Annotated in this window: 29 protein-coding genes; 18 read left to right on the top strand and 11 right to left on the bottom strand. The window is 29.6% G+C overall.

Translation table 11 applies throughout. From position 1 onward, the window contains the following. Positions 1–305: 305 nt before the first annotated feature. From FMM56_RS02485 to FMM56_RS02460, 6 genes are read left to right on the top strand one after another with little or no spacing between them, the layout of a single operon-like run. Entirely contained in the window at positions 306–2,381 is a 2,076-nt protein-coding gene (locus FMM56_RS02485) for a TonB-dependent receptor plug domain-containing protein (RefSeq protein WP_150151866.1), read from the top strand. Positions 2,382–2,414: 33 nt separating this feature from the next. Beyond that, positions 2,415–3,359, top strand: coding sequence for an ABC transporter substrate-binding protein (locus FMM56_RS02480; RefSeq protein ID WP_150141111.1), 945 nt, complete (start codon positions 2,415–2,417; stop codon positions 3,357–3,359). Continuing rightward, positions 3,356–4,099 (top strand): class I SAM-dependent methyltransferase, encoded by a 744-nt coding sequence (locus tag FMM56_RS02475; protein ID WP_150141109.1) that lies wholly within the window; start codon positions 3,356–3,358, stop codon positions 4,097–4,099. Before FMM56_RS02480 ends, FMM56_RS02475 begins: the two co-directional genes overlap by 4 nt. Before the next feature lie 4 nt (positions 4,100–4,103). After that, a complete protein-coding gene (locus FMM56_RS02470; RefSeq protein WP_150141107.1) occupies positions 4,104–5,096 on the top strand; it encodes a FecCD family ABC transporter permease in 993 nt (330 codons plus the stop codon). After that, the gene (locus FMM56_RS02465) at positions 5,090–5,839 is read left to right on the top strand and encodes an ABC transporter ATP-binding protein (RefSeq protein WP_150141105.1); all 750 of its coding nucleotides are present in this window, start codon (positions 5,090–5,092) and stop codon (positions 5,837–5,839) included. Before FMM56_RS02470 ends, FMM56_RS02465 begins: the two co-directional genes overlap by 7 nt. Then, a complete protein-coding gene (locus FMM56_RS02460) occupies positions 5,832–6,509 on the top strand; it encodes an energy transducer TonB (RefSeq protein ID WP_150141103.1) in 678 nt (225 codons plus the stop codon). Before FMM56_RS02465 ends, FMM56_RS02460 begins: the two co-directional genes overlap by 8 nt. Before the next feature lies 1 nt (position 6,510). Here FMM56_RS02460 and FMM56_RS02455 read toward each other — a convergent pair whose 3' ends face one another. Continuing rightward, positions 6,511–6,927, bottom strand: coding sequence for a PepSY-like domain-containing protein (locus FMM56_RS02455; protein WP_150141101.1), 417 nt, complete (start codon positions 6,925–6,927; stop codon positions 6,511–6,513). A gap of 100 nt (positions 6,928–7,027) precedes the next feature. Here FMM56_RS02455 and FMM56_RS02450 point away from each other — a divergent pair, with 100 nt between their 5' ends. Together FMM56_RS02450 and FMM56_RS02445 are read left to right on the top strand one after the other, a co-directional pair. Beyond that, entirely contained in the window at positions 7,028–7,564 is a 537-nt protein-coding gene (locus FMM56_RS02450; RefSeq protein ID WP_150207679.1) for a rhomboid family intramembrane serine protease, read from the top strand. Next, positions 7,561–8,055: a SixA phosphatase family protein gene (locus tag FMM56_RS02445; protein WP_150207677.1), complete on the top strand. Its 495-nt coding sequence runs from the start codon at positions 7,561–7,563 to the stop codon at positions 8,053–8,055. Before FMM56_RS02450 ends, FMM56_RS02445 begins: the two co-directional genes overlap by 4 nt. On the opposite strand, the gene FMM56_RS02440 is transcribed toward FMM56_RS02445, so the two are convergent. Genes FMM56_RS02440 through FMM56_RS02420 form a run of 5 tightly spaced genes read right to left on the bottom strand, consistent with a single transcriptional unit; the run spans position 8,045 to position 12,301 of the window. After that, positions 8,045–8,965, bottom strand: coding sequence for a glycosyltransferase family 9 protein (locus FMM56_RS02440; protein WP_150207675.1), 921 nt, complete (start codon positions 8,963–8,965; stop codon positions 8,045–8,047). The two genes, FMM56_RS02445 and FMM56_RS02440, sit on opposite strands and share 11 nt — an antisense overlap. A gap of 42 nt (positions 8,966–9,007) precedes the next feature. Beyond that, entirely contained in the window at positions 9,008–9,763 is a 756-nt protein-coding gene (locus tag FMM56_RS02435; RefSeq protein WP_150207673.1) for a flagellin, read from the bottom strand. Positions 9,764–9,797: 34 nt separating this feature from the next. After that, positions 9,798–10,268 carry a DUF4149 domain-containing protein gene (locus tag FMM56_RS02430; RefSeq protein WP_150151887.1) on the bottom strand — a complete coding sequence of 157 codons (471 nt, stop codon included), beginning with the start codon at positions 10,266–10,268 and terminating at the stop codon, positions 9,798–9,800. A gap of 51 nt (positions 10,269–10,319) precedes the next feature. Beyond that, complete coding sequence (locus FMM56_RS02425) at positions 10,320–11,117, bottom strand: HemK/PrmC family methyltransferase (RefSeq protein WP_150141089.1); 798 nt, start codon at positions 11,115–11,117, stop codon at positions 10,320–10,322. Beyond that, entirely contained in the window at positions 11,114–12,301 is a 1,188-nt protein-coding gene (locus FMM56_RS02420) for a M48 family metallopeptidase (RefSeq protein ID WP_150151890.1), read from the bottom strand. Before FMM56_RS02420 ends, FMM56_RS02425 begins: the two co-directional genes overlap by 4 nt. A gap of 75 nt (positions 12,302–12,376) precedes the next feature. Between FMM56_RS02420 and FMM56_RS02415 the strand changes: the two genes are divergently transcribed. The 3 genes from FMM56_RS02415 (at position 12,377) to FMM56_RS02405 (ending at position 14,255) form a co-directional block, all read left to right on the top strand. Further along, positions 12,377–12,559 (top strand): molybdenum cofactor biosynthesis protein, encoded by a 183-nt coding sequence (locus FMM56_RS02415; RefSeq protein ID WP_150141085.1) that lies wholly within the window; start codon positions 12,377–12,379, stop codon positions 12,557–12,559. A gap of 68 nt (positions 12,560–12,627) precedes the next feature. Beyond that, positions 12,628–13,599 carry a hypothetical protein gene (locus FMM56_RS02410; RefSeq protein ID WP_150151891.1) on the top strand — a complete coding sequence of 324 codons (972 nt, stop codon included), beginning with the start codon at positions 12,628–12,630 and terminating at the stop codon, positions 13,597–13,599. After that, positions 13,599–14,255, top strand: coding sequence for a DNA/RNA non-specific endonuclease (locus tag FMM56_RS02405; RefSeq protein WP_150151894.1), 657 nt, complete (start codon positions 13,599–13,601; stop codon positions 14,253–14,255). The genes FMM56_RS02410 and FMM56_RS02405 overlap by 1 nt, the downstream gene beginning before the upstream one ends. Here the strand turns inward: FMM56_RS02405 and FMM56_RS02400 are convergent. Genes FMM56_RS02400 through FMM56_RS02385 form a run of 4 tightly spaced genes read right to left on the bottom strand, consistent with a single transcriptional unit; the run spans position 14,244 to position 16,593 of the window. After that, positions 14,244–14,852 carry a DedA family protein gene (locus tag FMM56_RS02400; RefSeq protein WP_150151897.1) on the bottom strand — a complete coding sequence of 203 codons (609 nt, stop codon included), beginning with the start codon at positions 14,850–14,852 and terminating at the stop codon, positions 14,244–14,246. The two genes, FMM56_RS02405 and FMM56_RS02400, sit on opposite strands and share 12 nt — an antisense overlap. Positions 14,853–14,867: 15 nt before the next feature. Then, on the bottom strand, positions 14,868–15,377 hold the full coding sequence (locus tag FMM56_RS02395; RefSeq protein ID WP_150151900.1) for a peptidylprolyl isomerase: 510 nt from the start codon (positions 15,375–15,377) through the stop codon (positions 14,868–14,870). Between the two features lie 10 nt (positions 15,378–15,387). Further along, on the bottom strand, positions 15,388–16,092 hold the full coding sequence (locus FMM56_RS02390) for a YebC/PmpR family DNA-binding transcriptional regulator (protein WP_150141075.1): 705 nt from the start codon (positions 16,090–16,092) through the stop codon (positions 15,388–15,390). A 51-nt stretch (positions 16,093–16,143) separates the two neighbouring features. Beyond that, positions 16,144–16,593, bottom strand: coding sequence for a methylated-DNA--[protein]-cysteine S-methyltransferase (locus tag FMM56_RS02385; protein ID WP_150141073.1), 450 nt, complete (start codon positions 16,591–16,593; stop codon positions 16,144–16,146). A 55-nt stretch (positions 16,594–16,648) separates the two neighbouring features. Between FMM56_RS02385 and FMM56_RS02380 the strand changes: the two genes are divergently transcribed. From FMM56_RS02380 to FMM56_RS02350, 7 genes are all read left to right on the top strand, one after another. Then, entirely contained in the window at positions 16,649–19,195 is a 2,547-nt protein-coding gene (locus FMM56_RS02380; protein ID WP_150207671.1) for a bifunctional aconitate hydratase 2/2-methylisocitrate dehydratase, read from the top strand. 117 nt (positions 19,196–19,312) lie between these two features. Then, a complete protein-coding gene (locus tag FMM56_RS02375) occupies positions 19,313–20,536 on the top strand; it encodes an ankyrin repeat domain-containing protein (RefSeq protein ID WP_150207669.1) in 1,224 nt (407 codons plus the stop codon). Positions 20,537–20,542: 6 nt separating this feature from the next. Beyond that, complete coding sequence (locus tag FMM56_RS02370; protein WP_150207667.1) at positions 20,543–20,863, top strand: DMT family transporter; 321 nt, start codon at positions 20,543–20,545, stop codon at positions 20,861–20,863. Further along, positions 20,860–21,171, top strand: coding sequence for a DMT family transporter (locus FMM56_RS02365; protein ID WP_150141064.1), 312 nt, complete (start codon positions 20,860–20,862; stop codon positions 21,169–21,171). Before FMM56_RS02370 ends, FMM56_RS02365 begins: the two co-directional genes overlap by 4 nt. 48 nt (positions 21,172–21,219) lie before the next feature. Then, positions 21,220–22,164, top strand: coding sequence for a cation diffusion facilitator family transporter (locus FMM56_RS02360; protein WP_150151903.1), 945 nt, complete (start codon positions 21,220–21,222; stop codon positions 22,162–22,164). Next, entirely contained in the window at positions 22,154–22,348 is a 195-nt protein-coding gene (locus FMM56_RS02355; protein WP_150141060.1) for a heavy-metal-associated domain-containing protein, read from the top strand. The genes FMM56_RS02360 and FMM56_RS02355 overlap by 11 nt, the downstream gene beginning before the upstream one ends. Next, on the top strand, positions 22,348–24,474 hold the full coding sequence (locus FMM56_RS02350; protein ID WP_150207665.1) for a heavy metal translocating P-type ATPase: 2,127 nt from the start codon (positions 22,348–22,350) through the stop codon (positions 24,472–24,474). Before FMM56_RS02355 ends, FMM56_RS02350 begins: the two co-directional genes overlap by 1 nt. On the opposite strand, the gene FMM56_RS02345 is transcribed toward FMM56_RS02350, so the two are convergent. Then, entirely contained in the window at positions 24,471–25,646 is a 1,176-nt protein-coding gene (locus FMM56_RS02345; RefSeq protein ID WP_150207663.1) for a MalY/PatB family protein, read from the bottom strand. The genes FMM56_RS02350 and FMM56_RS02345 overlap by 4 nt on opposite strands. Between the last annotated feature and the right edge of the window lie 3 nt (positions 25,647–25,649).

Raw genomic sequence — 25,649 nt, 5'->3', positions numbered from 1 at the left:
AGCTAAGAATAAAGCCATTAAAAATAAATTTTTTGTTACTTTTTGTAACATTTATAAAATTTGCTTAAAAATTTTTACATTTTATTTAATTAAACAATTATTAAACAGAGAATAAATTTATCTTATTTTAAGATTTCCTATTTTTACTTAATAAAATCGTTTTTTTTTTTTTTTTTTTTTTTTTTTTTTTGTATTTTGTAAATGAGTGCGATAAGGTATAAAATAAAATATGACTTTAAAAAATAATATACCTTTAAATAGTGCTAAAATAAGGTTGTATAAATTATTTTTAAAAAGGATAAAACATGAAAAGCGTTAGATTAAGTTTTGTTACTAGTATGTTTTTAGTAGGCTGTGTTTTTGCAAATGAGACTAATGAAAAGGCAAACCAGGGCGTTAATACCCTAGGTCAAGTTGAAATCGTAGCCCAAAAAACACCCGATGAAAATGAGATGGTCCATACCATTACAAAAGAAGATATAGAAAACTCAAATTCAAAGGATCTTGCATCTGCTTTAAGGTTTAGTCCTGGTATTTATTATCAAAGGGCTTATTCTCAAAGGGGCGAACCTAGTATTTATATAAGAGGGGAAAGTACTCCTGGTATCTTCTTAGATGGAATTCCAGTACACTCTATATATGATAAACAAACTGACTGGTCTCAATTTACTACCTTTGGACTTTCTCAAATTCTAATTTCAAAGGGCTATACTTCTCCTGTATATGGTTTAAATACAAAAAATGGGGCTGTTAATATAGTATCTCAAAAGCCTATTAAAAGCTTTGAGGCCATGCTTAAATATGGCTATGAAAGTCCAAATGAACACCAAATGGCTGCTCAAATTGGAGGTAGGTTGCTAGAAGATGAGAATTTATACTATCAATTTGACGTTTCTTATGTGGATAGGGATTATTATAAACTTTCACATAAATTTGAACCTGGTGGTAGTATTCCAGAATTACAACCTGATAGAAACAGAAGAAATAGTTATTATACAAATACAACCCTTAAAGGTAAGATAGGATATGAGTTAGAAAACGGCGATGAATATTCTTTAAATGTTATATATCAAGAAGGTGAAAAGGGTGGACTTTATTCAACAGATGGAGGAAACTGGTGGGATTGGCCAAATTATGATAAAACCACTGTTTATTTCTTAGGTAACACTCATTTTACCGATAATATAAGTTTAGATTCTAGGGTATATTATGATAGTTTTTATAATAAATTAAGAATGAATGGAAGGTATAGTCTTGATACTAGTGGTAATTTAACATTGGGAGGAAATGCAATAGGAAACTCCATTTATGATGATTATACTATAGGTGGTATTTTTGTTTTAAATTTTGATATAAGTGATGATAAGGTCTTTAAAATAGGTACAAATTTAAGAAGTGATAATCACGAGGAAGAAAGTCAAGATTTAAACGGGGTTCAAAATGCTCCACTTGAAAAAATTTCAGATTTTACTAGTTCTTTGTTTGCAGAATATGGACAACAAATCAATGATACCTTTCGTTTTGTAGTTAGTGGAAGTTATGAAAGAAATGATGTTACAGACCTTGAAAATGTTAATTATAGCAGTTCTTCTAGTGCTGTTAATAATGGTATTGTTACTGATAAGACGCATATTTGGGGTTATAATCTACAAGCTATTCTTTATGCCTATGTAAATGATATTACTACCTTGCATGTAAATGTAGGTAAAAAAAGCAATCTACCTACTCAAAAACAAAGATATTCTCAACGTTGGGGTAGGGCTGTGCCAAATGCAAATCTTGACCCAGAAAGCGTTATAAATAGTGAAGTTGGAGCCCAATTTGAATTTGGAAGTAGTTTAATATCAGTTAATGCCTTTTATGATTATCTAACTGATATGTGGGTTGATAAGAGCGTTGATAATTCTTTATGTGCAGAAGGTTCTAGTTGTTATATGACTGATAATGTTAAAGAGGGTTATTCTTATGGTGGTGAGTTAGAATATAGACAGGCTATGTTTGATAATAGAATTTTCTTTACAGGGTCATATTCTTATGTGCAAAAAAAGACAAGCCAAGAATACCTAGATGCTGGTGGAAGTGGGTCAAGGCATAAAATTTTAGGCGTTCCAAATAGTATTATAAACGCAAATCTTACCCTAAAGCCTATAAAAGAAGTGGATGTTATCTTTAATGTATCTTATCAAAGTGAGTTTTGGGAAAGTGATACCGCTGAAATTCCAAGCGTAACCTTAGCTGATGTTAGGGCAAATTATCGCTTTATAGATAATTTTCAAATTTATGTAGGGATAAATAATATGCTTGATACGAATTATTATTATAGTGAAAATAATTATATGCCCGGACGTAGTTTTGTAGCAGGCTTTGAATATAATTATTGAAATTTAGTATAATATGATTTTTAAAGGAAAAGTATGAAAAAAATATTTTTGATCTTAATCTTAGCATTACTGCCACTAATGGCAGATACTAAAAAGGTCTTTGGTGTAAGTCCAAATTTAACGCTTTTGCTTGAAATTTTATATCCTCAAGGTTTAATAGGGCTAAATTATAAGCCCTATGAAGAAGATATTGAGTTTATGCCCTTAAATGTAGCAAACTTACCAGTACTTGGTATGCCTTATAATGCTTCTTTTGAAAAGATAGTTTCTTACAAGCCTGATTTTATCTTTGCTGGGAAAAATTACCCAGAAGAATTAAAGAAAAAATATGAAAGCTTTAAGGTAGAAGTCGTTTTACTAGATGATAGTAATAAGGACGAACTTATAAGGACAATTTCTTCAAAGCTTGATATTAAAGAAAGGGGTGAAAGATTAATTAAAATTTTGCATAAAAATGAAGATTTATTAAAATCATTGCAAAGTAAAATCACAAAAAGACCTAAAATTTATCTAGCACAAGGATATAACGGGTTTGAAACCCAATGTGCTAAGGATAATGATAATTTAGAATTAGTTTTTTTAATGGGTGGTGAGAATTCTATAAAGTGTTCTTATTTTACGCAAAATGCAAGGAGATTGCAAGTAAATTTTGAACTTTTAAGCAAGTATGAACCTGACATGATTTTTGTAAGAGAGATTAGTTTTTATAAGGAATTAATGAATAATCCTAGCAAACAATGGGCAAATTTCAAAGCGGTTAAGCAAAAACAAATTTATTATGCACCATCAAGTCCTAGTAACTGGCTAACAAGGCCTCCTACTATAATGCAAAGTGTTGGGTTATTATGGGCTATGTCAAAGACTCAGCCAACACTTTTTAGCGATGAAGAAGCTAAAAAAATAGCACAAGAATTTTATAAGGAATTCTTACAAGAATTAAACTATGATGCGTATATAAGATTGCAAGGACTTAAATGAAATTTACAAAAGAACTTTGGGATGCAAAGGCAAAAAACTTTCCAAGATTTAAAAAGGACAACGAAGAAGTTATCGAGGTATTGTCCTTTTTTGAGAATAATGGGGTAGATTTTAAGGATAAAAATGTACTTGATTTAGGCTGTGGTACGGGTCGTTATGCCTTAGAATTAGCAAATAGGGCTAAAATGGTTTATGCAGCTGATATTTCAGATGAAATGCTTAGAATTTTAAATAAGGACGCAAAAAATTTTAATATAAATAATGTTAAAAGCATACTGTGCACTTGGGATGAATTAGATACAAGCCCTTTAAATTTAGATATTATCTTTGCATCCTTAACCCCAGCACTTTATAGTAAAGAAAGCTTTTTAAAGGCGTTAAATTCAAATATTAAAAGCTTCTGTTATATAGGCTGGGGTAGGTTTAAGAAAAGTGATTTTTTAGAAGAACTTTTAAACTTACATAACCTAGCTTTAAAAACTCCCCTTGGGCTTTCTAAGGTACTAACCTGGCTTGAAGAAGAAAATATAAAAGAACCTAAAATTGAATATGTTACAAAAACACATACCAAAACAAAGGACTTTGATGAAATGTTTAAGAGCATGTCTTGGCATGTAGAGGCTAATGGTGGGGTACCTAATGAAAAAATCATACATGATTTTTTAAAAAAATACGAAAAAAATGGTGAAATTTCTTACAGCGAACATAGGGAATTTGGCTATGCGTTAATTACTAAGTAATTACATGAATAAGCTTTATTTTATAGTTATTTTATGTATTTTACTTGTGATTTTAAGCATAATCGCCCTTGGGGTTGGAAGTTATAATATAAGTTCTTTAAATGCCTTAAAATTAATTTTTTCAAATGAAAACACTAACGAGACCTTAATCATCTTTCAAACAAGACTTCCTCGTATTATCTCAGCCATTGTGGTAGGGGCTAGTTTAGCAATGAGTGGGGCACTTTATCAAGGTGTAATTGCTAATCCTTTAGTTTCTCCTGGAATTTTAGGCGTTTTAAGTGGGGCTAGTTTTGGGGCTGCACTTGCCATGGTACTTGGCTTTTCTACGATTGGCATAGAAATTTTATGCTTTATTTGTGGAATTTTAGCAATGTGTGTTTCTTTATTTTTATCTATGATTTTTGATAAAAATAAAAGTATCTTAATGCTAATCTTAGGAGGTATTATAAGCTCATCTTTTTTTGGGGCTGGGGTTAGCGTAATTAAAATTCTAGCAGACCCTTATAATACCTTGCCAAATATCGTTTTTTGGTTAATGGGCTCACTAGCCTTTATAAAAGAATTACCCTTAATCATTTTAAGCTTATTTTTAATCTTTGCCTTGATATTTTGTATTTTAAGTGCTAGGGTTGTTGATATTTTAAATTTAGATTATGAAAGTGCAATGAGTCTTGGTATAAATGTAAAAAGAACAAGGCTTATTTTTATACTAATAGCTACCTTTTTAGCTAGTGCTAGTGTGGCACTTGGAGGACTTATCGGTTGGGTAGGGCTTGTAATGCCTCATATCGCCCGTTTTATAATAGGGGCTAATCATCGTTTAATGTTGCCATTTTGTGCCCTTTTTGGAGCCTGTTTTTTACTGATTTGTGATACACTTGCAAGAAGTATGACCCAAACTGAACTACCCATAGGTATACTTACAAGCGTTTTTGGAATTCCTATTTTTGCAAGTATACTTTTTATAAACAAAAAAAAGGCCTTGCAATGCTAGAACTTTTAAATTTAAGCGTTAGTATAGACAAAAAAAGCATTTTAAAAAATATAAATTTTAGCCTTGATAGTGGCGAGATTATGTGTATTTTAGGACAAAATGGTAGTGGAAAAAGTACGCTTTTAAAGGCTATTTTAGGGGTTATTGATTATCAAGGACAAGCTCTTTTTAAAGGCGTAAATTTAGCTACTTTAAAGCCTATAAAAAGGGCTAGAATTTTAAGCTTTGTACCTCAAATTCAAAATATTACCTTTCCTTTTACCTTGCTTGAAGTAGTACTAATGGGTCGGTATGCAAGAAGTGAAGGTTTTTCTTATAGTAAAATTGAAATTGCAAAGGCACTTGAAGTACTTTGTATGCTTGAAATACAACATTTAAAAAATCAAAATTTTTACACCCTTTCAGGAGGGCAAAAACAACTCGGCTTAATCGCAAGGGCTATATTGCAAGATGGGGAAATTTTAATGCTTGATGAGCCCATGAGTGCACTTGATTTATCTTATGTTTTTAAGCTTGAAATTCTTTTAAAAAAGCTTAAAAAAAGTATAATTTTTTCATCTCATCAGCTTGATACTTGCTATATATCTAATAAAATTTTAATGCTTAAAAGTGGAGAGGTCATGTGCTGTGGGTTAAGAGATGAAATTTTAAATGAAAAAAATGTAAATGCCCTTTATGATGTCAATGTTAAAAGTATAGTTTTACCAAATTATCATAAGCATTTTTTTAGACCAAATGCATAAAATTCAAGCCTTTATCATTACTTGCATAGTTTTTTTACCCTTATATGTAAGTTATTTTTATGTAGATATTTTTAAGGTGCAAAATTCTTTTAAGCAAAGCATTATAACTCTTTCTTTTAAGAATTTTGCAAGTAATGAAAATAGTGAAAATTTAGAACAAAAAAGTTTAGAAAATCAAAATTTAGAAGAAAATTTAGTAGAAGAAAAAGAAAAGATTATAGAAAAAAAAAGAAGAAAAAAGCCAGAAAAAATAGTAAAAAATGATCCAAAAAAGATAAAGCAAAAAATAAATCAAGCCTTAACATCGCCAAATTCTCAAAATACAAGTATAAATAATAATTATGGGGCCTTAGCAAGTGGGGGACAAGGTGGTGGTGAAGGCGATAGTGGTGAGTATGATAATTTTTTAAGTCAGGTTAAAAGCATAATCAATAAAACTGCTAAAAAGCATTATCCAAAAGAAGCCATTAATGCTAAGATTACAGGTCTTGTAAGGGTGCAATTTAGTTTAGTAAATAATGAGTTAAAGGATTTAAAAATAATAAGTAGTTCAAATTATAAAATTTTAGACAATAACAGCCTTCAAGTGATAAAAAAGGCGTCAAAATACTTTCCAAAATATCATAAAAATGTAGTACTTAGTATAGAATTAGCTTATAAATTAAAATAATTTAATCATATTTTGCATTTAATATAGTCCCATTAAAGTCCATTATAACTTCTAAATGGTTAGTAAGTTCTATTTTATAGTAGTTCGCCTTGCGTTTGATTTCTATTATGGCTGTGTTTGGAAAATTATTTTGCATAATACTTGCAAGATTTGGAGGCAGTATATTAAAGCTTATTACATTAAATTTAGCCTCAATTTCTTTCCAATTGCCATCAATGTAAAATTCTAATTCAGTTCCATCGGTTAAATATACCTCGTAGGTATTTTTATCCATTTGAACCATGCCAATTTGAGCGTTTGAAAAATGTTTAGCTATAAATTCTTTTGCAAGTTGAGGCAGAGCATCAGGGGATAGTATAAAACCTCCACTAAGGCATTTGCTAATTAAAATACTAATAATTAAAAATTTAAATTTCAAAAATTTATCCCTATATTTTTTTGGTTTTTATTCTAACAAATTTTATGTGAATTTAAAGTGAAATTTATAACAATTAAGGGATTTTTTTAAAAGGGTATTTTTGCTTACAAATTTTATAATTTTAATTAATGTTTTAATATATATTTTTATGCTTTTTTATGATGATGAATTTTATGTTTTACTCGGGCTTAATATCTTATTTTTCAAGGCAAATTTTTTCTGGCAGGTGTTAAGTACTATGTTTGTGCATGGAAATTTTATGCATTTATTTGTAAATATGGTGGTTTTATTTCAATTTGGTAGAATTTTAGAAAAATTTTTAGGTAGCTTAAAATTTTGTTTTCTATACTTTGTCGGTGGTTTGCTTTGTTCTTTTTTAAGTGCTTTTTATGTACTTTTTGATTATAATTTTTTCTTGCAAAGTACAAATTTAGTCGGGGCAAGTGGGGCAATTTGCGTTTTGATAGGGGCCTTTGCTGCTATTGATAAAGAAAGCTTAAAGGGCTTAATTATAGCCGTTTTATTAATGAGTTTTGCACCCTTATTAATGGGTATAAATGTGGCTTGGTATGGCCATATTTTTGGCTTTGTTTGTGGTTATTTGTTGGTTAAATTTTATATCAAAGGAAAAAGATGAAAAAAATTTATTTATTAAGACATGCAAAGGCTGAAAAAAACGCTATTTGCGATGATTTTGATAGAAAAATTACACAAGAGGGCAAGGAAGACTTAAAACGACTTGCTTTGAGATTAAAAAATTATGACATAAGGCTTGATAGCATAATTTCAAGCTCGTCAAAACGAACAAAAATGACAGTAAAACGTTTTGCTAAGGCTGTGGGCTTTGATAGTGAAAATATAATTTATAAGGATGAGTTATATTTAGCTAGTACGAATGAAATTTTTACCATTTTACAAGCATTAAGCGATGATATAACAGAGGTTGCTGTAGTTGGGCATAATCCTGGAATCTGTGAACTTATCGAGTTTTTAAGTCCTTTATGTGTTGAAAATTTTGCAACTTCTGCTTTTTTATGCCTTGAATTTGATATAGTTAGCTTTAATGAACTTAGCAAGGATAGTGGTAGAGTGGTATTTTTTGAAAATGTAAGAGAGCTTAAAGCTTAAAATATTTATTAACCACATTTAAGGCAATATCAGGGGTTAAATCCTGCATACATTTATGGTGTTTTAAAGGACAGGTCCTTTTCATACAAGGCATACAAGGTAAATTTAAATGAATTATTTTAGCGTTTTCATTATTAAAAGGCGAAGTTTGCTTGAAATTTGTAGGACCAAAAAGTACTAGGGTTTTTATTTTATAAACTGTTGCAATATGCATAGGACCACTATCATTTGTTATAAAAAAATCAAGGCTTGAAATGTGTTCACAAAGTTCTTTTATGCTAGTTTTGCCACAAAGATTAAGCACATTTTTATTTTCTTTTTTAAGTAAATTTTCAATATCGTTGCATAGTTCTAATTCACTTTTAATGCCAAAAATTAAAATTTTATAGTCCTTAAAATACGTAGCAAGAGTGGCAAAATACTCACTATTCCAACGTTTTGCACTGCCATATTTTGCACCAGGGTTTATGCCAAGGATTTTTTCATTTGTTTTAATGGGCTTTATAGGTAGCCATAAATTAAGATTTTTTACCTTTAAATTTAATTTTTTTTCTACGAAATAAACATATTTTAAAACTTGATGCATGCCTTTATTTTCATTTTTATCAAAATAAAATCTTTTTTTAGCCTTGATTAAATTTAATATAATCTTACTTGAAAAAGCAGAACGAAAAGAAAGGGCTAGGTCGAATGTTTCAAGTTTGTTTCTAAGTTTTAAAATTTGAGTATAACGTTTTTTTTCAGACACGATTATATCGCAGTTTGGCAAGCTTTTAAATAGTTCACAACTTGCAAAAGAACCATAAAGTACGAACTTAGCATCAACAAATTCATCAAAAATAGCCTTTAACGCAACGCTACTCATAACGCAATCGCCAAGCCAAGTAGGAAGATTAATAAAAATTTTCAAGTTAAAGCTTTTAATATATGGGGTAAGAGTCCCTTAGGACTCTTAATCGCCGATTAAGGCAGATAATTTAGTTTCTAAATTTAAATTAGATTGAGCCATCATAAAGGCGGCTGAATTTTCTTTAAGATAAGCAGTGTTAAGTTCAGTAGTATTAACGCCTAAATCATCATTTAATAAATTTGCCTCGCTACTTTTTGCACTTAGGCTATTTTGCACACTTGCGTTAATATTTGAAGTAATAGCATTAATACCTGCTCCTATTTCTGAACGCAATGAACTAAGTTGCTTTACAAAACTTTCAATGCTTTCTTGATTGCTAATATCTAAACCACTACTATCAATGCTATTTAAGCTAGTACTTTCTACTCCACTTCCTACGACAAAATTCATAGTTTGAAATACATTTTTACCATTATAAGTAGCGTTATTAAAAGAATCTTCAATGGATTGTTGCAAACGATTAGCCTCAGTTTGTAACATAGATTTTTGAGAATCATTTAAGACTGCATTATTCATTTGTACAGAAAGTTCGCTTAATCTATCAGTAGTTTCAGCAATGCCTGTTAAACTGGCATCAGCAATCTGTAAAACTCCAATTGCATCATAAGCATTTGCTATGCCTTGGTCTATAGTACTGGCTTGAGTTCTCAAAGAATCGGCAATGGCTAAATTTGCACCATCAACGCCACTAATAGCCCTAATCGCAACAATATCACCTAAAGCCTTGTCATAACTCTGTTGAGCATTATTAAGATAATAATTTTGTTGCAAAGCAGTTGCATCATTGTTAATCTTCATAATCTACTCCTTTTCGTAGTTTTATTAGATTATATCACTTTTTTGCCATTTTGTAGCTTAAAAAGTATAAAAACATTTGTGCGACAACGATTATTTTCATCACCACCTCACTAGCTGAGTGAATTTTTTGAAAATTCTCATCATTAATCATACTTTCACCAGCATTTTGTGTGCCAACTATGTAAGCAGTAAAATAAAAAACAAAACTAAGGCTTAAAACTAAGATAATGCTACTTAACATGAGACTTGAAAATTTAAGCTTGAAAGTTATTTTATTTGTAAAAAAATTAAATAATTCATAAATAAAATTTATAATACTTACCACTAGTAAAACATAGCCAAATTTAACGAAAATTTCTGTCATCATTAAACCACTTTGAAAATGTGTTAAAATATTATCTCCTATTAAATTTTGTGGATAAAAAATAACAGGGGCTACCACTATGCCTAAGATTAATTCAATGCCAACTAAACTTGCTAATAAAAAAAGATTTATAGCTTTCATAAAAATATCCTTTTAAAAATTAATAATATTTATCATAATATATAAAGGTTTCTACTTGGTATTAATGGCGTAAAAAACCCTATCAAAATTATTTTCATCCTTGAAAAATTCTGCTTTAAAATGCTTTTTTTTAAGGATTTTTTTTAAAATTTCTTTTTGATCATGCCCAAATTCACAGGCTAAAAACTTAACCCTTTTTTTATAAGAAAAATCAATAATATCTTGCAAAATTTCATATCCCCTAACCCCTCCATACAAAGCCTTTTTAGGTTCGCTAAGTACCCATTTATCAAGCTTATAAGTATTTTTTATATAGGGTGGATTTGAAAAGATAAAATCAAAATTTCCCTTAATCTTTTTAAAATCCATTAAAACAAAATTTATTAAATGTGAAACTTGGTGTATTTTAGCATTTTTTTTAGCCATTTTTAAAGCTCTTTTGCTAATATCACAAGCAGTTATTTTACAATTAAATTTTTTAGCTAAAATTATACTTAAAATTCCACTTCCAAAGCCTATTTCTAGGATTTTTTTAGGTTTATATTTTTTATAAATTTCACATATTTTAAGCAATAAAATTTCACTATCATAGCGAGGTATTAAAATGCCTTTTTTAATCTTAAAATCAAGCCCATAAAAATTAGCTTTTTTAAATAAATACTCAAAGGGCACCCCTTTTTTAAATCTTTTTATTAACTTAAAATAGGGCTTTTCATTAAATTCTTTATTTTCATTTAAAAAAAGCCAAGTTCTATCTTTTTGCAAATACTCACAAAGTATAAATACAGCTTCTTCTTTGTGAGTATTTAGACTTGATTTTGCAAGAGTCAGGGCGTTTTTTATTGTCAATTTAAGGCCCTTAATCTATCGCTTATACTTGGGTGAGTTAAATGAAAAAAGGTATAAATTTTACTTGTTTTAACAAAGGCCTTATTTTCTTTTGCAAGGGCTATTAAGGCATTTTTCATATCTTCTTTTGAAGTCATTAAAGCCCCGTGTTCATCGGCCTTAAATTCATTTTTTCTACTTAAAAAATTTATTAAAGGTGATATAAAAAATACAAAAACTGGTCCAAATATAATTAAAAGCACGAAAACACCAGCGTTAACTTCGTTTAAATTACTTTCTTCATAAACAAAATTTGGCAAATGAGCAAAGATAAAAAAAAGCACAAAAAGCATTAAGGCACTGCTTGTTAATAATTTGATTAAATCTTTATGCACGAAATGCCCTAATTCATGTCCTAAAACTGCTATTAATTCTCTTTGATTTAAGGCGTTTAAAAGCGTATCAAATAAAACCACTCTTTTACTCTTAAAAAGCCCTCCAAAATAAGCATTTAAACGTTTATCTCTCTTACTTGCATCTATTACAAAAACGCCATTTGAGTTAAAGCCACAACGTTTCATTAAAGAAGAAATTTCATTAAGTAAATTTTCATCGTCAAGTTTTTGCATTTTATTAAACATAGGCACTATTATTAAAGGATAAATTATTTGTACGCATAAGATTATACAAAAGGCAAAAATAAAGGCAGCTAACCACCAAAAAGAAGCAAAAAAATCATAGCAAAAAAGCAAACCATAGATAATTAAAAAGCCAAAAATTATGAGTAAGATTAAAGATTTTATATTATCCACTATAAAAAGCTTTGTGCTTATATTTGAAAAGCCTTGTTTTTTGTTTTTTACAAATTGTTCGTAAATGCTTAAAGGAAGAGTTAAAAGGCTTAGTATTATAAGATAGATAAGCAAAAATAGGGTATTTTCAAGACGTGAGTTTTCTTGTATTAAAAACTCTTTTAAGTACAAAAAGCCAAAACTTAGCCATAATATATTTAAAAATAGGGTGTAAAGATTAGAAAATATATTGAATTTAGTATTTTCAATGCTAATATTTGCAGCATTTATATAATCATTTTGACTTAAAATTTCAGCCTTTTTATCTCTTTCTTTTTTTAAAAAATTAAGTTGAATAAAATCAATACTTAAATAAATTAAGGTATATACACATAAAATAGTGATTAAAATCATTTTTTTCCTTTTTTTAAAATTTTTTGTGGAAATTTTAGCTAAAATTAATAAATCAAGATTTTATAAAGGTTGAAAATGTTTTTTAAAAAAGATAAAAAAAATGAAATGCAAAAACCAAAATTTAAGGCAAGTGATTTAATAATGGATGATAGACTTTATGAATTTACTCAAAAGATTAAAACACTTAGCAAGGACGAGGCAAGTGCTACCTTGTTAGCAAAGCAGTTAAGTAGATTAATCGAAGCTGATAAGATTTAATCAAGTTATTTTAGTGGCAAATTACTTACGTGCTCTATGTGAGATTTAGTTTAAAAATAAGGAATGTTATGAAAAAATTGTTATTAATTTGTGTTTTTGTACTTTGTGCGTTTGGTTTAGAAAGGGTAAGTTATAAAGAAATTTTAGACTTTGAAAATGCAAGGTTAAAAGAGGCTAAGGATAATAAAATAAATGATGCAAAATTATCTTTTATTCAAGCTACAAATAAAGAAGAAAGTTGTAAGATAGCTTATAGGGCTGATGAAATATATGCTAAGGGTTTTAATTTTTTTTGGGATGGGGTCTGCAAGGATGGCTTTGCTGATGGGCTTGGAGGACTATTTATAAAGGATAAAAGAGGAAGCTTTGTATTGCAACAAATCGTACAAAATTATACAAATGGTAAAGTAGAAGAATATTTTATTTGCGATTTTGAACACAATCTTTTTAAATTTATAGCAAATTCAAGGGCTAGTGAAAGTTATAAGCTTTTAAAAAATGATATTGTGGTAGAAAAAACTTTGATTGATGATTTAGCAATTTATAAAAGAATGGAAACCTTATTGTATGGCAAGATTACGCATTCAAAGGATTATTCAAATTTTTCTTATTTAGTGCTTGATTTAACACAAACCCTAAATTCTACAAATACGACAAAATACATTTTCACGCCTGTAAATTATGATTTTAGAAAGGATGGCTATGTGGTCTTGTTTCAAAAAAATGGCAAGCAAAATATAAGTTTTTATAAAGATGATGAAAAGCTAAAAGATATAGAAGTGGTTAAAGAATATGTTGATTATGCAAATTACATAAAAGATGAAATACAAACAAAGTTAAAAGGCATTGAAAGCCCTTTAAAAGTAGCTAAGCAAAGGGTTGAAGATTATAAAAAAAGAATTTGTAAAAATGATATAAAAGTTGATTTTGCAAGCGATGCAGAATATAAAGAAATTTGCGAACTTAACAACAACCTTAACAAAAGCAAAAAAGAATTAAGTGACAGAAGAAAAGAGATTAAAGAGACCTTAAAAGAATAATGCGTAAATGCTTTTTTATCCTTTGTTTAGCCTTAAATTTAGCCTTTTGTAAATATGAAATGAGTGATGAATTTAAGCCTTTTTTTAGTAAAAAAAATTGTTCTTTAATCATGGATAAATATTTTTATGTAAATTGCTATGATTACGCATTTAAGGGCACAAAGGCTATAGCTTATGAAATTCTAGCTTTAAATTTATATAAAGAACAACTCAAAAAAAGACCAAAATTTGAAGATGATACAAACATCGCTAAAAAGTATCGCTCGTCCTGGTCTGATTATAAAAATAGTGGCTATGAAAGAGGTCATATAGCCCCAAATGCTTCTTTTTCTTATAGCGTTTATTCTCAAAGAAGCACCTTTTTAATGAGTAATATAACCCCACAAAATTCAAATTTAAACTCAGGCGTATGGGCTAAGATAGAAAAAAGGGCTAGGCAATTAGCTAAAAAATATAAAAGGGTGGAGGTGTTAAATTTAATTATTTATGATAAAAAACCAAAATTTATTAAAAATAAAATAGCCATTCCAAAGGCCTATGTTAAGGTGATTAAAACGCCAAAATTTAAAGAATGCTATCAAGTCAGTAACAAAGAACTTAAAAATCAAAATATTAATAAATATAAAAAATCTTGCAACGCCCTTTTAAATTTTTGATTTTTTAAAAGGCTTTTTAATCTTAATATAAATAATACTAGCAAAAAATACAAAAATTACAAGTGCTATTAAAATTTGCTTTAAATAAAGGGCTATTAATTCTTGATTTTCCCCTATAAAATATCCTAAAAAGGCTAATATACTTACCCAAATTCCACTTCCAGCAGCGGTAAAAATGATAAAATTTAAAAGCTTCATTTTTACAAGCCCAGCAGGCATTGAGATATATTGGCGAATTCCAGGTAATAAACGACAGGTAAAGGTTGAAAATTCGCCATTATCATTAAAAAATTTTTCAAATTTGGAAAATTTCTTTTCGTTAATGCCAAAATATTTACCAAATTTTAACACAAAATCTTTTCCCCAAAAAAAGCAAATATAATAATTTATTAATGCCCCAAATACCGAACCAAGCATTCCACATATTATACAAAGGCTTAAATTTAAATCCCCTTTGTGTGCTAAATAACCAGCAGGAATCATTACAACTTCGCTAGGAAATGGCACAAAGCAACTTTCAAGAGTCATTAAAAAGATAATGCCTACATAACCCCAATCGCTACAAAGTTGTACTAAAAAATCAACTATTTGTGACAAAAACTACCACCAAATTTAGCTATCTTCTTTTTTAGTTTCGCTTTTTTCTTCACTAAGTATGATAATATCTAAAATTTTATCCCCAGCCTTTATAGAATCAAGCGTTTTAAAACTTTCTTCATCTTTTCTATCAATTTGTCCAAAAACGGTGTGAACTCCATCAAGGTGAGATTGAGGACTATGAGTAATGAAAAACTGACTCCCACCCGTATCGCGTCCTGCATGTGCCATTGAAAGCGTACCTCTTAAATGCTTGTGTTTTTGTCCATCGCACTCACAAGCTATTTCATAACCAGGACCTCCAGTACCAGTTCCATAAGGACAACCTCCTTGGATAACAAAATTTGGTATCACTCTGTGAAAGGTTAAATTCTTGTAAAAGCCATCATTTGCTAAATTTGCAAAATTGCACACTGTTTGTGGGGCTTCCTCGCCAAAAAGTTTAAGCTTAATATCACCTTTTTCGGTCTTTATGATAGCAAATTTATACTCTTGTACCTTGCTAACATCAATTTCTTTAAGCATTTTTTCTCCTTTATTCTATATTTGTATAAACAGCACAAACATCATCATCATCATCTAATTTATCGATTAATTTTTCTATATCTATGAGTTGATTTTCATCAAAGTTAACAGGATTATTTGGTATAAATTCAAGCCCGGCTTTTTTAATTGTTAAATTCTTAGCACAAATTGCGTTACTAAGTTCTCCAAAGGCAGTGTAATCGCCTATTATTAATAATTCTTCATCTTGTTCAAGTTCTTCAAGTCCAGCATCTATTAAGTCAAGTTCTAATTCTTCTAAATCCCCGTTAAATTTTTCTAAATGAAAAACTGCCTTTCTTGAAAACATAAAACCTAAAGAACCATTTTGAAGTATCTCTCCTCCGTTTTTGCTAAAAATTGCCTTTACATTAGCAACTGTGCGAGTTGGATTATCACTCATGCACTCAACTATAATTAAAGCCCCGTGTGGTGCCTTTCCTTCATAATGAATTTGTTTAATATCAGCACTATCCTTACCACTTGCCCTTTTTATAGCAGCGTCTATATTATCTTTTGGCATATTATTTGATTTAGCAGTGGCTATCGCACTTCTTAATTTTGGATTCATTTCAGGGTCTATTCCACCTTCTTTAGCAGCTACTTGTATGGCCTTTGCAAGCTTTGGAAAAAGCTTACTCATCTTATCCCATCTAGCCTCTTTTGAAGCCCTTCTATATTCAAATGCTCGTCCCATTATTTTTCCTTAAATTTAAAAAATAAAAGTATATACTAAAAAAACAAATAATTAAATATTTTTTCTTTCAAGCTCTAATAAAAATTTCTTAAATTCAATACCTAAATTATAACCTCCAAGCCCGTTACTTGCAAGTACTCTATGACAAGGTATAAAAAGGGGTAAGGGATTATTTTTATTTGCATTGCCAACTGCTCTAAATGCTTTTGGATTTTGTATTTTTATAGCTATATCCTTATAAGTAGCAGTATGCCCATAAGGAATTTTTAGTAATTGTTTATAAACCTTTGTTTGAAAGTTAGTTGCATTTAAAAATAGGGTAGTTTTAAATTCTTTTAATTTTCCTTTAAAGTATAAATCAAGTTCATTCTTAGCAAAATTTAGTAAATCACAACTTGAATCTGAAAGCATTTTTTCACATTTTTCAATGCTTATTAGCTTATTTTCGTTGCTTTGTAGCAATAAGTAACAAAAAGGCGATTTATAATATAATTTAAACATTTTTTATCCTTTAAGTAGCTAAAATTATAACAAATTTTTTTGACAAGGAGTATAAATGTCTTTTATGCAAGAATATAGCAAGTTAGTAGAAGAAAGGGCGACCCAAAACATACCACCACTTCCATTAAATGCAGAACAAACAAAGGAACTTTGTGAATTGCTTAAAACAAATAAAGATGAAGAATTAGTAAGTCTTTTACAAAATAGAGTAAATCCGGGCGTTGATGATGCAGCCTTGGTTAAATGTGAATTTTTAGATTCTATTTTAAAGGGTAAAGTAAATGCACCAGCAATTGATAAAGATAAAGCCCTATCCATGCTTGAAACCATGCTTGGTGGTTATAATGTAAAGGTTTTAATCGATGCTTTAAAACAAGATGATACAGCAAAAAAAGCTGCAAATGTTCTTAAAAATATAATTTTTGTACATGATAATTTTCATACTATTGCTGAACTTAGTAAAACTAATGCTTATGCAAAGGAAGTTATTGAAAGTTGGGCAAATGCTGAGTGGTTTACTCAAAAAGAAAAATTACCTGAAAGCATTAAATGCGTAGTATTTAAGGTACCTGGCGAAACAAATACTGATGATTTAAGCCCGGCAAGTGATGCCTTTACTAGAAGTGATATTCCATTACATGCTAATGCTATGTTAAAGGTTAGACAAAGTGGTTCTTTGGAAAAGATAAAAGAACTTAAAAAGTTAGGTCGAGAAATCGTTTATGTTGGCGATGTCGTAGGAACTGGTTCAAGTAGAAAATCAGCTATAAACTCAATTCAATGGCATTTAGGAAAAGAAATTAACGGCGTTCCAAATAAACATAGTGGCGGTATAGTTATGGGTTCAACAATAGCCCCTATATTTTTTAACACAGCACAAGATAGTGGGGCTTTGCCTATAATTTGTGATGTTAGTAAGCTTGAAATGGGTGATGAATTTGAGTTAAAAGTTTATGAGGGTAAAATTTTAAAAAATAATGAAGTAGTAAGCGAATTTAAACTTACACCAAATACTATCTTAGATGAAGTTAGGGCAGGAGGTAGAATTCCTTTGATTATAGGCCGTGGACTTTGTGCTAAGGCTAGAGAATTTCTAGGGTTAGAGAGTGAAAAAATTTTTGTTAAACCTGAACAACCAAAAGCTAGTAGTGGAGGATATACCTTAGCTCAAAAAATGCTTGGTCGTGCCTGTGGAGTTGAAGGAGTTAGGGCTGGAATGTATATAGAACCACTTACCTTAACAGTTGGTTCGCAAGATACTACAGGACCTATGACAAGGGATGAGATTAAAGAACTAGCTAGCCTTGGTTTTAATGCTGATTTTGTTATGCAAAGTTTTTGCCATACAGCTGCTTATCCAAAGGTAAGTGATTCAAATTTACATAAAACCTTACCTAGCTTTATGACAAGTAGAGGTGGGGTAAGCTTAAAGCCGGGTGATGGAGTAATTCACTCTTGGTTAAATCGTTTTGTATTGCCTGATACTGTTGGAACAGGTGGGGATTCTCATACAAGATTTCCTATAGGTATATCCTTTCCTGCAGGGAGTGGCCTTGTAGCCTTTGCAGCGGTGACTGGTTCTATGCCTTTAAATGTACCAGAAAGCGTTTTAGTACGTTTTAAAGGAGAATTACAACCTGGTATAACATTAAGGGATTTGGTAAACGCTATTCCTTATTATGCTATAAAAGAAGGGCAATTAACAGTTGAAAAGAAAAATAAGAAAAATATCTTTGCTGGAAAAATTTTAGAGATTGAGGGTCTGCCAAATTTAAAGGTAGAACAAGCCTTTGAATTAAGCGATGCCTCTGCTGAAAGAAGTGCGGCAGCTTGTAGCGTTGATTTAAGCGTAGAAAGTGTTAGCGAGTATATTAAATCAAATATAGTATTAATTGAGGCTATGATTGCTGCAGGCTATGAAAATAAAGCAACCCTTGCAAGACGCGCTGAAAAAATGAGAGAATGGCTAAAAAATCCTACTCTTTTAAGGGCTGATAAAGATGCAAAATATGCTTATGTTTTTGATATAAATTTAAATGATATAAAAGAACCTATCCTAGCTTGTCCAAATGACCCTGATGATGTGGCTACATTAAGTGAAATTTTAAATGATAGTAAACGTCCTAAGAAGATTGACGAGGTTTTTGTTGGTTCTTGTATGACAAATATAGGACATTACAGGGCTTTAGGAGAAATTCTAAAAAATAAGGGCATGATAAATACGCGTCTGTGGGTAGTACCACCTACAAAAATGGATAAGGCCCAACTTACAAGCGAGGGTTATTATAGTATATTTGGGGCTGCTGGTGCTAGGATTGAGGTGCCTGGTTGTTCTTTATGTATGGGTAATCAAGCAAGGGTTAATGATAATGCTGTGGTATTTTCTACTTCAACTAGAAATTTTGATAATAGAATGGGAATGGGTGCACAAGTTTATCTTGGCAGTGCTGAACTTGGTGCTGTTTGTGCCTTGCTTGGAAAAATTCCAACCCCACAAGAATACCTACAAATCGTTAGTGATAAATTAAGCGATGCCCATAAGGCAAATATTTACAGATATCTAAATTTCAACGAGATTAAGAATTTCAAACTTGAAAGCTAAATTTTAAACTTGAAATTTTAAGTCCCTTTGGGCTTGAAATTTCAAGCTATTTTAAAGTAATTTTAGCTTTAATTATAAAATGTTTTAATAAAACAAATAAATTTTTAAGGCCTTACTTTGAGAATTTTAACTATTTTATTTTTCTTTGTATGTTATTTAACAGCACAAAATATTACTTGTGAATACATTGAAAAAAATCCTACTTATTTAAAAAATGTAGATTATACGAATCAAAATATACAAAATATAATAGCAAGTTGTAAAAGTTCTCTTAAAAATCAAGCTTTTACTCAAAAACTTTATAAACTTGCAAATGATATTAGAGGTAGCAATAGTTCATGTTCTGGCATTTCTTACATGCCAAAGCTAAATCATTTTAATAGCTTACTCTTAGAATTTGCCCTTAATCCTAGAAGCTTAAATAATAAAATTTCAGAAGAAAAAAATAAAAAATTAAAGACTTATTTTCGCTATTGGGGTTATCAAACCATAGGAAATTATAGGCTTTATACGCAGTTTTGGAGTGAATACGAAAAAACCTTTGAAAAATTAAAACAATATTTTCAAACAAATTTTAGCTTTAATGCAAATGAAAATACCTTGTACGCAAATAATGTTTTAAATGAATTTTTAAACTGGGCAGTTGGGGAAACAAAGATTATAAGGGATATTTCGCCTATTTCAAAGGTCTTTGTAGATAAAAATTATAATCTTACGAAATTACAAGAATATATTTATAAAAATAACCCAACAAGAGAAGAATTAACCCTTGGTCTACATACTGCACTTTTAAAAGGAGTTTCAAAAGATAGTATAGAACTACTTTTACAAATGGGGGCACAACTTGAAGCAGGGTACGAAAGTGCTATTTTTTATGCCTTGGAAAATTATGAAAGTGTTAAATTTTTAATTGATGAGGGTGCAAATGTAAATTTTACAAATGTATTTGGAAAATCGCCCTTATTTTATGCTATTGAATTTGGACAAAAGGACATTGTAAGGCTTTTAATTGCAAACGGGGCAAATGTAAATCAAAAATACATAAACAATAACGAAAAATTAGCCCTTAGTACAAATAATACTAATGCTCCATATTTTATAACCTTTTGTGCCTTAGAACATACCTCAAAAAATGTTTTAATGCACGCTGCTGCTTATGGTGATGTTGAAATTTTAAAACTTTTGGTTGAAAATAGGGCATTGTTAAATGAGATTGATGATTTAGGCTTTAATGCCCTTGACTTTGCCTTGGCTGCTAAAAAAGATGAAAATGTAAAGTATCTTTCAACTTTGGGTTTAAAAGCAACTGATAATTTATATTATGGTGGTACTTTAGAATAAGATTTTATGAAGTTAGCTTTTTTACTGCTTTTTCTTGCCATTGTTTTTGAAAGTATAGGCACAGCCTTTTTAAAGCTTGAAAATATGCTTTTTGCACTTACTCTTACTTCTATTTTTATAAGCATTTCTTATGTTTTAATGTGCTTTTCGTTAAAAAAAATTCCAGTAGGCGTAGCCTATGCTATGTGGGAGTTAATAGGAACTATATTTGTACTTTGCATAGCCTTTTTTATTTTTAATGAAAAATTAAGCAATACTCAAATTTTAGGAGTAATACTTGCAATAATTGGAATTTTAATGATAAATTATAAGGTTTTTAAACCATGAATTATTTTTTAATTATCATTCTTTCAGCCTTGCTTGATATATTTGCAAATTTAATGCTTAAAAAATCAAATGCCTTTGAAAATAAATTTATAGGAATTATCGCTATTTTATTAGCTGTATTAGCCTTTATAGCCTTATTTTTTGCTATAAAAATCATGCCTTTAAGCATAGCTTATAGCACCTGGGGTTGTATAGGTATAATTGGTACTTTTTTAGGTGGCTTTATATTTTTCAAAGAAAAGCTTGATATTATAGGCTTTTTAGGGCTTTGTTTGATTATTATTTCTGTATTGCTTTTAAATTTATAACTTTTCATTTAATAAAGCGTATTATAAGGCTTAAAAAAAGGAGATTTTATGCCAGAAATTTTACTTCATACACCATTAATTGATAGTTCTTGTAAGCACGAATACAAACATACTCACACACATAACCATAATCATGACGCAAGAAAAATGGATAAAAAAATTTTATTAATATCATTAATTATGACCTTTTCAATGATGATAGTTCAATTTATTTATGCCCTTTTATTAAATTCACTTGCCCTGCTTAGTGATACCTTGCATATGTTTTCTGATGTTTTTGCCCTGTCAATGAGCCTTTTAGCTATATTTGCCATACAAAAATTGCATAATAAAGAAAAAAGTTTTGGATATTTTCGCCTTGAAATTTTAGTAGCCTTTATAAATTCACTAACCATTATAGTTTCTGCAATTTATATCATTTATGAAGCTATTATTAAGCTTTTATATCCTGTTAGTATTGATGCAAAAAGCTTAATGATAATCGCACTTATTGGCCTTTTGGTAAATGCTATTAATGCCTTTATGATGCTAAGGGGTGCCAATTTAAAAAATATAAACATGAAATCGGCTTTTTTACACATGCTAAGCGATTTATTAGGTTCTTTGTTTGTGTGTATAGGTGGGGTGATTGTATATTTTACAAATTTTGTCTATATTGATACAATTTTAGCACTTATTTTATCGCTTTTATTGCTTAGATGGGCTATAATTTTACTTAAAGAAAGTGTAAATGTCTTGCTTGAGGCCTCTCCTATTAATACAAAAGAGGTTGAAAAAAAGATTTTAAGCCATAGAGAAGTTAGTGAAATTTTAGATTTACACATTAGTCAAATTACGTATAAAATGCTTATTGCAACTATGTATTTAAGGGTACATCTTAAAAGCCTTGATGAGTTTGAAACTTTGGCAAAAGAACTTTCAAGAGAGCTTTTACACGACTTTGAAATAGGGCATTGCACCATACAACCATTAAGGAGTAAAAATGAAATTTAAGGTAGCAAAGGTAAATTGCCAAAACTGCGTTAATCTTATCAAAAATAGCTTAGAAGATGATTTTGGTAAGATTGATATAAATTTAGAAGATAAAATTTTAAATGTTGAGATTAGCGAAAATGATATAGAAAAATTGTGCAAAGAGATTAAAGAGTTAGGATTTGAACTTTTAGAGCGTTTATAATGAAAGAACTTCGTCTTAAAATTGGCAAAATGACTTGTACTAATTGTAGTAACGGCATTGAAAAGGTATGTAAGAAGATTGATGGTGTTGAAAATGCCAGTGTTTCTTATATAAATTCAAGTGGTGTTTTTTTGCTAAGGGATGAAAATATTATTAATACCATAAAAAATAAAATCATAAGCCTTGGTTATGAAATTTTAGAAGATGAATTTGGACTTAATAAATTCAAGCAAAAAGAACTGAAAAAGCTTAAATTCAAGCTTTTTTTAAGTTTTACTTTAAGCATTTTAATAATGTATTTTGAAATGTTTGTAAGTGGTGAATTTTCTGCTTTGATACAGGGAATTTTAAGTATGTTTGTGATTTTTTATTGTGGAAAAGATTTTTTTAAACACGCTTTTTTAGGTGTTAAAAATAAAAATTTAGATATGAATACTTTGATAGTACTAGGAAGTTTAAGTGCTTTTTTGTATTCTTTAATGGCTTATTTTGGCTTATTTGGTGAAAATTCTCAACTTTATTTTAGTGGCGGGGCTATGATTATTAGCTTTGTTCTTTTAGGTAAGGTTATTGAAGAAAGCATTAAACAAAGGGCAAGTACTTATCAAAATAACTTAAATAAAATAAACGCAAATAAAACTCTAGTGCTTGATAAAAACAATGAATTTAAAGAAAGTTTAAGTTCTTTTGTCAATATAGGGGATGAAATTTTAGTAAAAGAAGGTCAGTGTGTGTGCGTTGACGGCGTTATTTTAAAGGGTCAAGCACAAATTGATATGAGTTTTTTAAATGGGGAATTTTTGCCAGTTTTAAAAAAAGAAAATGATAAAATCGAAGCTGGTAGTATTTTAATAAATGGAAATTTACACATTAGGGCTAGTAAAAAGGCCATGGATAGTACGCTTGAAAGGCTAAAAGACTTAGTTTTTAAGGCTAGTAGTATTAAAACGCCATTAACAAAATTAGTAGATAAAATTTCAGCTTATTTTGTTGGTAGCATTATAATAATCGCCCTTTGTGTCTTTATTTTTTGGCTTATAAAGGTAAATTTAAACTTAGCCTTACTTCATGCATGTGCCACGCTTTTAATATCTTGTCCTTGTGCGTTAGGACTTGCAACGCCTATAGCTTTAAGTTTAGCCTTTAGCAAAGGTGCTCGCAATTTTATACTCATTAAAAATCCAGTAGCCCTAGAACTTTTAAGCAGTATAAAACTCGTTCTTTTTGATAAAACAGGTACCCTAACCACTAATGATTTAAATATTTTTAAGCACAATTTAAGCGATGAAGATTTTAATAAATTAGCACAAATTGAAAGCCAAAGTTTTCACCCTATTGCAAAGGCTATTGTTAAAAAGGCAGGTATTAAGGAAAATAAACTTTTAGGAGAAAGTGAGGTTTTATTAGCAAAGGGTATAAAATATAGTGAAGAAGGCGAAATTTATATAAGTGGGAATGCTGATTTTTTGCAAGAAAATTATATAAATATTGATAAAACAAGAACTTTTTTAAATGAATTTGAAGAAAGGGCACCAACCCAGCTTTATTTTGCAAAAAATAAGCTTTGTCTTGGTGGACTTTGTTTTGAAAATTCCATTAAACAAGGGGCAAAAGAATTAATTTCTTATTTATATAATAAAAAAATTTCAAGCATTATTTTAAGTGGAGATAATGAAAAAAGCGTAAGTAAGATTGCTAAGGAACTTGGCATTAAAGAATTTTACTCAAAATTAAGTCCTGATGATAAGCTAAATTTTTTACAAAAATGCAAAAAAGAAGTTTTATTTATAGGCGATGGTATAAATGATGCGGCCTGTTTAAGTAGTGCAAATGCTAGTATGAGTTTTGCAAAAGCAAGTGAGTTAGCTCAAAAATCAGGTGATTTTATATTAATGAAAGATGATTTAAGATTAGTTATATTTGCTTTTAAACTTGCAAATAAAACAAAAACTATCATTAAAGAAAATCTTTTCTGGGCCTTTATTTATAATACTTGTTGTATACCTATAGCAGCAGGGGCTTTGCCTTTTATTACGCTAAGCCCTCATATTGCTGCCCTTGCTATGTGTTGTAGTTCAATAACTGTTGTATTAAATTCGCTTAGATTAAAGGCTTTAAAATTTTAGTTAAGTTCTTTGATATTGATATTATTTTCATTACAATACAACTCAACCCCTCTTACAAGCCTTTTTAAGCCATCTTGTAATCTTTCTTTTTGAGTGGCTATATTTATGCGTATAAAGCTTTTTCCATTTTTACCAAAATCAATACCCTTTGATATAAAAAGACCTGTTTTTTCTCTTAAAAACGTGGCAAAATTCGTAGTATCCTTGCAAATTGTTGAACAATCAACCCATAGTAAATAAGTAGCATTTGAAGGTACTACCTTTAACGGAGTGTGCATTTTTATATAAATTTTAGCATAGTTTTTATTTTTAGTAATCACTTCATTTAAGGCATTTAGCCATTCTTCTTGCTTATAAGCACAAATACTAGCCTCAACGCTAAAAGCACCAACATCAGCGATTTTATCGGCATTAAAGGCAATATATATCTTTCTTTTTAAATGTGGATTTGCAGTAAAGGCACTTGCACTATGTATACTTGCTAGATTAAAGGCCTTGCTAGGCGAGATTAGAGTAATTGAGTTATGATTATCTATGCTAGCAAAGGGAGTATAACTATCTTGAGTTATATCACAATGAATTTCATCACTTATCACTAAAACCTTATATTTTTTACAAAGTGTAGCGATTTTTTCTAAATCCTGTCTTTGCCAAATTTTACCTATTGGATTGTGAGGGTTACAAAGTATCATTATTTTAGTTTTTGAGTGTTTTAGTTTTTTTTCAAGATCTTTAAAATCTATCTTGTAAGCATTATTTTTATAAATTAGTGGATTTTCAAGCACCTTTCTATTATTAGCCTTAATACACTTATAAAAGGTCCCATAAACTGGGCTTTGTACTAAAATAAAATCATTTTTCTTACTAAATGCTTTAATAATCGAACAAATAGCAGGAACAACTCCATAAACAAAACAAATATATTCTTTTTTTAATTCTAAATTATGCCTTTTTTTCCACCAATCTATAATGCTTTGATAAAATTCATCATTTACGATTTTATAGCCATAAAGCCCACTTTTTGCACAATCTACTATTGTCTTTACAACTTCTGGTGCACTTTCAAAGTCCATATCTGCAACCCACATAGGAAGTTCGTTATCTAAGACATTGAATTTTAAAGAATTTGTATTAAGCCTATTTGTAAGCTTAGAAAAATCAAAATCACTCATTTT

It is taken from the genome of Campylobacter sp. LR264d (assembly GCF_008633895.1).
GTDB lineage: Bacteria > Campylobacterota > Campylobacteria > Campylobacterales > Campylobacteraceae > Campylobacter_D.
The sequence above is the reverse complement of the archived record's forward strand: the minus strand, read 5'-3'. Positions and strand labels throughout refer to the sequence as shown.

Excerpts from the sequence above, each read along its gene's own strand:
- FMM56_RS02485 (WP_150151866.1), top strand. The coding sequence starts at position 306 with ATGAAAAGCGTTAGATTAAGTTTTGTTACTAGTATGTTTTTAGTAGGC.
- FMM56_RS02480 (WP_150141111.1), top strand. The coding sequence starts at position 2,415 with ATGAAAAAAATATTTTTGATCTTAATCTTAGCATTACTGCCACTAATG.
- FMM56_RS02475 (WP_150141109.1), top strand. The coding sequence starts at position 3,356 with ATGAAATTTACAAAAGAACTTTGGGATGCAAAGGCAAAAAACTTTCCA.
- FMM56_RS02470 (WP_150141107.1), top strand. The coding sequence starts at position 4,104 with ATGAATAAGCTTTATTTTATAGTTATTTTATGTATTTTACTTGTGATT.
- FMM56_RS02465 (WP_150141105.1), top strand. The coding sequence starts at position 5,090 with ATGCTAGAACTTTTAAATTTAAGCGTTAGTATAGACAAAAAAAGCATT.
- FMM56_RS02460 (WP_150141103.1), top strand. The coding sequence starts at position 5,832 with ATGCATAAAATTCAAGCCTTTATCATTACTTGCATAGTTTTTTTACCC.
- FMM56_RS02445 (WP_150207677.1), top strand. The coding sequence starts at position 7,561 with ATGAAAAAAATTTATTTATTAAGACATGCAAAGGCTGAAAAAAACGCT.
- FMM56_RS02435 (WP_150207673.1), bottom strand. The coding sequence starts at position 9,763 with ATGAAGATTAACAATGATGCAACTGCTTTGCAACAAAATTATTATCTT.
- FMM56_RS02430 (WP_150151887.1), bottom strand. The coding sequence starts at position 10,268 with ATGAAAGCTATAAATCTTTTTTTATTAGCAAGTTTAGTTGGCATTGAA.
- FMM56_RS02420 (WP_150151890.1), bottom strand. The coding sequence starts at position 12,301 with ATGATTTTAATCACTATTTTATGTGTATATACCTTAATTTATTTAAGT.
- FMM56_RS02415 (WP_150141085.1), top strand. The coding sequence starts at position 12,377 with ATGTTTTTTAAAAAAGATAAAAAAAATGAAATGCAAAAACCAAAATTT.
- FMM56_RS02410 (WP_150151891.1), top strand. The coding sequence starts at position 12,628 with ATGAAAAAATTGTTATTAATTTGTGTTTTTGTACTTTGTGCGTTTGGT.
- FMM56_RS02405 (WP_150151894.1), top strand. The coding sequence starts at position 13,599 with ATGCGTAAATGCTTTTTTATCCTTTGTTTAGCCTTAAATTTAGCCTTT.
- FMM56_RS02395 (WP_150151900.1), bottom strand. The coding sequence starts at position 15,377 with ATGCTTAAAGAAATTGATGTTAGCAAGGTACAAGAGTATAAATTTGCT.
- FMM56_RS02390 (WP_150141075.1), bottom strand. The coding sequence starts at position 16,092 with ATGGGACGAGCATTTGAATATAGAAGGGCTTCAAAAGAGGCTAGATGG.
- FMM56_RS02385 (WP_150141073.1), bottom strand. The coding sequence starts at position 16,593 with ATGTTTAAATTATATTATAAATCGCCTTTTTGTTACTTATTGCTACAA.
- FMM56_RS02380 (WP_150207671.1), top strand. The coding sequence starts at position 16,649 with ATGTCTTTTATGCAAGAATATAGCAAGTTAGTAGAAGAAAGGGCGACC.
- FMM56_RS02370 (WP_150207667.1), top strand. The coding sequence starts at position 20,543 with ATGAAGTTAGCTTTTTTACTGCTTTTTCTTGCCATTGTTTTTGAAAGT.
- FMM56_RS02365 (WP_150141064.1), top strand. The coding sequence starts at position 20,860 with ATGAATTATTTTTTAATTATCATTCTTTCAGCCTTGCTTGATATATTT.
- FMM56_RS02360 (WP_150151903.1), top strand. The coding sequence starts at position 21,220 with ATGCCAGAAATTTTACTTCATACACCATTAATTGATAGTTCTTGTAAG.
- FMM56_RS02355 (WP_150141060.1), top strand. The coding sequence starts at position 22,154 with ATGAAATTTAAGGTAGCAAAGGTAAATTGCCAAAACTGCGTTAATCTT.
- FMM56_RS02350 (WP_150207665.1), top strand. The coding sequence starts at position 22,348 with ATGAAAGAACTTCGTCTTAAAATTGGCAAAATGACTTGTACTAATTGT.
- FMM56_RS02345 (WP_150207663.1), bottom strand. The coding sequence starts at position 25,646 with ATGAGTGATTTTGATTTTTCTAAGCTTACAAATAGGCTTAATACAAAT.